The 5,831-nt window shown below is 72.4% G+C and carries 7 protein-coding genes and 1 pseudogene; 1 reads left to right on the top strand and 7 read right to left on the bottom strand.

Annotated elements, in window-relative coordinates:
* Positions 1–145: 145 nt before the first annotated feature.
* The 7 genes from DMH08_RS38020 to fdxA all read right to left on the bottom strand — a co-directional run bounded on the left by DMH08_RS38020 (position 146) and on the right by fdxA (position 5,464).
* Entirely contained in the window at positions 146–1,684 is a 1,539-nt protein-coding gene (locus tag DMH08_RS38020) for a polyamine aminopropyltransferase (RefSeq protein WP_199748208.1), read from the bottom strand.
* 122 nt (positions 1,685–1,806) lie between these two features.
* The gene (locus DMH08_RS41290; protein WP_026401355.1) at positions 1,807–2,232 is read right to left on the bottom strand and encodes a DUF350 domain-containing protein; all 426 of its coding nucleotides are present in this window, start codon (positions 2,230–2,232) and stop codon (positions 1,807–1,809) included.
* A gap of 17 nt (positions 2,233–2,249) precedes the next feature.
* Positions 2,250–2,693 carry a DUF4247 domain-containing protein gene (locus DMH08_RS38015; protein WP_034516866.1) on the bottom strand — a complete coding sequence of 148 codons (444 nt, stop codon included), beginning with the start codon at positions 2,691–2,693 and terminating at the stop codon, positions 2,250–2,252.
* On the bottom strand, positions 2,690–3,190 hold the full coding sequence (locus DMH08_RS38010; RefSeq protein ID WP_026401357.1) for a DUF2617 family protein: 501 nt from the start codon (positions 3,188–3,190) through the stop codon (positions 2,690–2,692). Before DMH08_RS38010 ends, DMH08_RS38015 begins: the two co-directional genes overlap by 4 nt.
* A 2-nt stretch (positions 3,191–3,192) precedes the next feature.
* Entirely contained in the window at positions 3,193–3,810 is a 618-nt protein-coding gene (locus tag DMH08_RS38005; protein ID WP_026401358.1) for a DUF4178 domain-containing protein, read from the bottom strand.
* A gap of 165 nt (positions 3,811–3,975) precedes the next feature.
* On the bottom strand, positions 3,976–5,061 hold the full coding sequence (gene dapC, locus DMH08_RS38000) for a succinyldiaminopimelate transaminase (protein ID WP_026401359.1): 1,086 nt from the start codon (positions 5,059–5,061) through the stop codon (positions 3,976–3,978).
* A 76-nt stretch (positions 5,062–5,137) separates the two neighbouring features.
* On the bottom strand, positions 5,138–5,464 hold the full coding sequence (gene fdxA / locus DMH08_RS37995) for a ferredoxin (RefSeq protein WP_026401360.1): 327 nt from the start codon (positions 5,462–5,464) through the stop codon (positions 5,138–5,140).
* 112 nt (positions 5,465–5,576) lie between these two features.
* Between fdxA and DMH08_RS42195 the strand changes: the two are divergent.
* A pseudogene (locus DMH08_RS42195) lies at positions 5,577–5,831 on the top strand (hypothetical protein); the annotation flags it as partial.

The raw sequence follows: 5,831 nt of genomic DNA, 5'->3' as shown, positions 1-5,831 counted from the left end.
GGCGGGCGCCGCAGGACCGCGCGCGGCTGATGGAGATGGCGGGACGGCTCAAGCCGCTGCTGATCCAGTCGCTGGTGACGTCGTTCCAGCGGGCGGTGGACGACGCGATCCGGCGGTCCACCGAGCGCTGATCAGGGAGCGCCGGTCAGGACAGCTTCCACTCGGCGTCCTCGTAGTCGACGAGGCGCGGGTGGACGAGCGTGTTCGTTTCGACGTCGCGGGGACCGCGGTCCCGCGGAAAGACCTTCGCGGCCTCCAGGACCCGCCCGTCCAGGAAGCGGAGCCCCCGGACGTCCGGCGGGAGCGCGAGGGACGGGGGCTCGGTGCCCGGCTCCGCCAGGACGAAGCCCCAGTCGCCGAAGCTCGGGACGTCCACGTGGTACGGGGTGGTCGCGAACCCGGCCGCGGCGATCGACGCGCGGATGCACCAGTACGAGTTCGGGGCGAAGTAGGGCGATCCCGACTGGACGACCATGCGGCCGCCGGGGGCCAGCGCCCGCTTCACCATCCCGTAGAACTCGACCGAGTACAGCTTCGCCGTCGCGACGTCGTCGGGGTCGGGCATGTCGACGATGATCGAGTCGAACTCGGCGCGGAGGTCGCGGAGCCAGTTGAACGCGTCGGCGGCGACGGTGGTGACGCGCGGGTCCTCGAACGCGCCGCCGTTCAGCTTCTCGATCGGGCCGTAGGTGCGGGCGAGCCGGACCATCGCGGGGTCGAGCTCGACGAGCGTCACCTCCCGGACGTCCCGGTGGCGCAGCACCTCGCGGAGCGCGAGGCCGTCGCCGCCGCCCAGGATCAGCACCCGGTCCCGCTTCCCGGCGAGCGCCGGGTGGACGAGCGCCTCGTGGTAGCGGTACTCGTCCACCGAGGAGAACTGGAGGTCGCCGTTCAGGAAGAGCCGCAGGTCGGCGCTGCCCGACACGGAGACCTTCCGCGTGACGACGATCTCCTGGTACGGCGTGCGCTCCGCGACGGCGATCGGGTCGTTGTAGAGGGCCTGCCGGGCGGTGACCTCGAACCGGTCCGCGAGCGCGTACGTCCCGCCGAGGACGACGAGGACGGTCGCCATGCCGGCCCACAGCGCGGCGCGCGTCCAGCGGCGGAGCCGGTCGCGGAACAGCCACAGCACGACCGCGACGCCCGCCACCGCGTTGACGGCGCCGACCAGCAGGGCGCCCTTGATGTGCCCGAAGGTCGGGAGGAGGAGGAACGGGAACGCGAGCCCGCCGAGGAGCGCGCCGACGTAGTCGGCGGCGAACAGGTCGGCGACGGCGCTGCCGGCGTCCTGCCGCCGGATGCGCTGCATGAGCGTCATCAGCAGCGGGATCTCCGCGCCGATCAGCGCGCCGACGGCGAACGCGATAACGACCAGCACCGGCTCGTACACCTGGACCCACGCGAACGCCGCGTACAGCACCAGGACGGACAGCCCGCCGACGAGCGCGAGCACGCCCTCGATGACGGCGAACGCCACGACCGGGCGGCCCTGCAGCGGCTTGGCCAGCAGCGACCCGATGCCCATCGCGAACACCATGACCGACAGGACGATCGACGCCTGCGTCACCGAGTTGCCGACCAGGTAGCTGCCGAGCGCGACGAGCGCGAGTTCGTAGACGAGCCCGCAGGCGGCGCACGTGAACACTGCCGCGAGGACGAGCGCGCGGGCGACGCGCGCGGGCACGCGGGACCGCCCGCCCGGCCCGGCCGTCTCGGCCGCGTGCCCGGCCGGGGGTTCGGAAACGGGACGGGCCGCCTCGTCCGCGCCGGCGGCGGACGGGGCGGCCTCGTCGGGACCGCGGGACGTCAGGAGACCGCCCCGCACACGATCGCGGCGACGGCCAGGTCGGCGGCGGCGACGACCCACCCGGCGGGGTGGACGTGCTCGCCGCCGACGAGGATCGCGCCGAGTTTCCCGGGGGTCAGCACGTCGATCGCGTAGAACGCGACGATCATGATGACGATGCCGAGGACGCCGTACACGGCGGTGCCGAGCAGCCCGTCGCTCAGGTCGTCGTCGCTGGTGACGATCGCGGTGGTGACGATCGCGCCGACGCCGAGGAGCTTGACGGCGAGCAGCAGCGCCGCGCCCCGGTTGCCCTCGGTCCAGATCTGCTGGCCGAGCCGGCCCGGGGTCGTCACCTCGACGACCAGGTAGCCGAGCACCATCAGGGCCAGGCCGAGCGCTCCGTAGGCGAGGGTGGCGCCGCCGTCGTGCAGGATGTCGTTCATCGGTAGCTCCTAGCTCCTCACTTGCCCGACCCGGGCCCGCCGCCGCGGAACGACGCGGATCCCCGGTTGTTCCAGCCGTTGCTGCCGGGGGTGCTCCAGTGCCCGCCGACATGGGAGTGGTAGCGGCTGTAGCCGCTCCTCGCGGAGTCGACGGTGATACGGCTGCCGGTCCCGTATGGGAGGACGGCCACGACGTGCTTCGGGTAGCGCAGGAAGACGCCGCCCCGGTTGCCGAGCGTCGCCATGTCGTTGACCCGGTCGATCGGCTTGAGCTCCTTGCGGATCTCGCGGGCGACGTCGGCCGGCTTCTTCGACGCCCGGTACTCGTTGACCGCGACCCGCTTGTACTTGTCGGCGATCCACTTGTCGGGGGACTTGTCCCGGCTCAGGACCGCGACGAGCACGATCACCGCGACGATGGAGACCGACACGGCGCCGATCGTCCAGTACTTCCTGTTCATGGTCTCACCAGCCGGCTCCGCGTCATCACGATCTCCCGGGTCTGCGGATAGGCGTGCCACGTCCGCCAGCCCATTCCGGTCTCCTCTGCCGTCTCCTCCAGTGCGAGGGCGGTGACGGCGTGCCGCGAGCCGGGGAAGGCCCCGGCCAGGGCGTCGCCGCGGTCCGCCAGCCGCGCGCACACCGCCTCGACGGCCCGGCCGAACGCGGCGTCGTCGTCGTGGCGGGCGGTCGTCGCGGTGAATTCGTACGCCCATCCGGGCAGGGTCGTGCTCGTGCGTCCGGGCAGCGGCTCGGCGGGGCCGTCCAGGCAGGCCACGGTCTCGCTCAGCGGACCGGCGATGACCTGGTGGGACGCGCCGAGGAGGCGGAGCTGGACGGTCAGGCCGCCGTACGGGACGGGCAGGACGGCCAGCGCGTCGAGCGGGGGCAGGCCGAGCGCGAACGACAGGCCGTCGGCGCTCGCGTCGGCGTAGGGGGTGTCGAGGGTGGCGAGCACGGTCAGTTTCCGCCGGGGTAGATGGTGAGCGCCCCGTTCGGGACGCGCTCGCCGAGCCCGGCCTCCCACTGGCCGCCGCCGTACTGCTCGAACGACAGGTAGCGCCCCTTGGGGGCGGTGTAGTCGGCGTACTCGACGCGGCCCTTCACACCGAGGCCGGTGGTGCCCTCGCTGTCGTAGTCGGCGGTGCCGTGCTCCTCGCGGCGGTACTCCACGCCGTCGATCGTGATCCTCTTCTGGCTGGGCGACATGTCGCCCATCTCGGTCTCGGTCCACCAGACGACCTCGAGGTCGGGGTCCTCCTCGACCGACACCCACACCTTCACGCCCTCGATCTGGTCGGCGTCCAGCAGGTGCTCGGCCCAGGTGTAGCCGCCCTCGCGCATGCGCAGCGAGCCGCGCACGAAGTAGCGGACCCCGAGGTACTCGATCATGTCCCCGGCCTTGATCGTCCGGGGGTCGCCGCCGGCCTGGTCCTCGGCGGCCAGCGGGTCGCGCGGCGCCGCGGCCTCCGGCTTCGCCGCCGCCGCGCCCGCACGGCGGCGCAGCAGGACGACGATCAGCACCACCAGGGCGAGCAGGATCAGCGCCAGCAGGATCACTATGGCGGTATCGCCCACGGCTCCTCCGTCCCTCACGACGACCACGGCATATGTACGAGGACCTGCGGAAGCCTACCGATTGTGGCGCCACAAGCCCATACCGCAATCAGACGCGACAAAATAACAATCGGTTTCGTCGGTCGACAAGTGATGCGCAAGGGGCCGCGGGGACGGCCGGACGGATCAGAGCCGCTCGACGGCCGCCGCGACGCGCTCGTCCGTCGCGGTGAACGCGACCCGGACGTGCCGGGCGCCGCCCGTCCCGTAGAAGTCGCCGGGGCCGACGCTGATCCCGAGAGATGCCAGGTGGGCGACCGTGTCCCAGCACGGTTCGTCCCGCGTCGCCCACAGGTACAGGGACGCCTCGGAGTGGTCGATGCGGAACCCGTGGCCCTCGAACGCCGCGCGCAGCGCCGCGCGGCGCCGCGCGTACCGGGCGCGCTGCTCCTCGACGTGCGCGTCGTCGGCGAACGCGACCGTCATCGCGGCCTGCACCGGCGCCGGGACGATCATCCCGGCGTGCTTGCGGACCTCCAGCAGCCGCTTCACCAGGGCGAGGTCACCGGTGACGAAACCGGCGCGGTACCCGGCGAGGTTCGAGCGCTTCGACAGCGAGTTGACGGCCAGCAGGCCCTCGTGGGAGCCGTCGCACACGTCCGGGTGCAGGATCGACACCGGCGGGTTGGCGTCGTCCCAGCCGAACTCCAGGTAGCACTCGTCGCTGACGACGATCGCGCCCCGGCCGCGCGCCCACGCGACGACCTTCCGCAGGTGCTCGGTCGGCAGCACCTTCCCGGTCGGGTTGGACGGCGAGTTCACCCAGACGATCTTCGGGGTGACGGGCCCCAGCGCCAGCAGCCCGTCCGTCGCGACGCGCCGCGCGCCGCACAGCCGCGCGCCCACGTCGTACGTCGGGTACGCCAGCTCGGGGAAGACGACGGTGTCGTCCGGGCCGAGGCCGAGCAGGGTCGGCAGCCACGCGACGAGCTCCTTGGTGCCGAGCACTGGCAGGACGGCGTCGGGGTCGGCGCCCGCCACCCCGGCGCGGCGCCGCAGCCACCCCGCGACGGACTCGCGCAGCGCGGGCGTCCCGTACGTCTGCGGGTAGCCGGGGGCGTCGGCGGCGGCGGCCAGCGCCTCCCGGATCGGCTCGGGGGTGGGGTCCACGGGCGTTCCGACCGAGAGGTCGACGATGCCGCCGGGATGCGCGGCGGCCCGCTCCTTGTACGGCGCGAGCCGATCCCACGGGAAATCCGGCAGCGTGAACACCTGCGCACCCTCTCTCACACGGACGTGCGGCGCCCCGACCCCGGCCGGGCGGTGCGCCGCACGCTCTCGAACGTCGTCAGTCTTCCTGGCTCTGCGGCGGCAGCGCGGCGACGATCGGGTGGTCCTTGTCGATCTTGCCGACCTTGGAGGCGCCGCCGGGCGAGCCGAGGTCGTCGAAGAACTCCACGTTGACCTTGTAGAAGTCCTTCCACTGCTCGGGAACGTCGTCTTCGTAGTAAATGGCCTCGACCGGGCAGACCGGCTCGCACGCACCGCAGTCGACGCACTCGTCCGGGTGGATGTAGAGCTGGCGCTTCCCCTCGTAGATGCAGTCGACCGGGCACTCCTCGATGCATGCCTTGTCGAGCAGGTCCACGCAGGGCTGCGCGATGACGTAGGTCACGTCAGTGACTCCTCTCGGATCTCCGGCCCCGCCGCACGTCACGGCTCACCGCAAGCTGCCTGTGAATAGTATGGCCACGACCGCGCAGCCGATTCGACACGGGGGTCCCCGCATGGCCGGCCGCTTCGCCGCGCGCCTGGTGGTAGCCGTCAGCGCCGCGGACGTGGGCCAGCGGATCTCGCTGCGCCGCCGTCTGCCAACGGGAGAGTACAGCGACGTGGTCGGCGTACTCGAATCCTGGTCCGACAGGACTGACCGGGCGCGGCCGGGCTACTCGCACGCCGCGTGCGGCGAGGCGTGGCGTGCGGCGGGGCCGGAGATCCGAGCTGCAGTGCTGACGTGGGCTCAGGTATGGCGCCGGCCTGCG

This window comes from Actinomadura sp. WAC 06369 (genome assembly GCF_003947565.1).
Lineage (GTDB): Bacteria > Actinomycetota > Actinomycetes > Streptosporangiales > Streptosporangiaceae > Spirillospora > Spirillospora rifamycini.
This window is presented reverse-complemented; position numbering and strand designations above follow the sequence as displayed.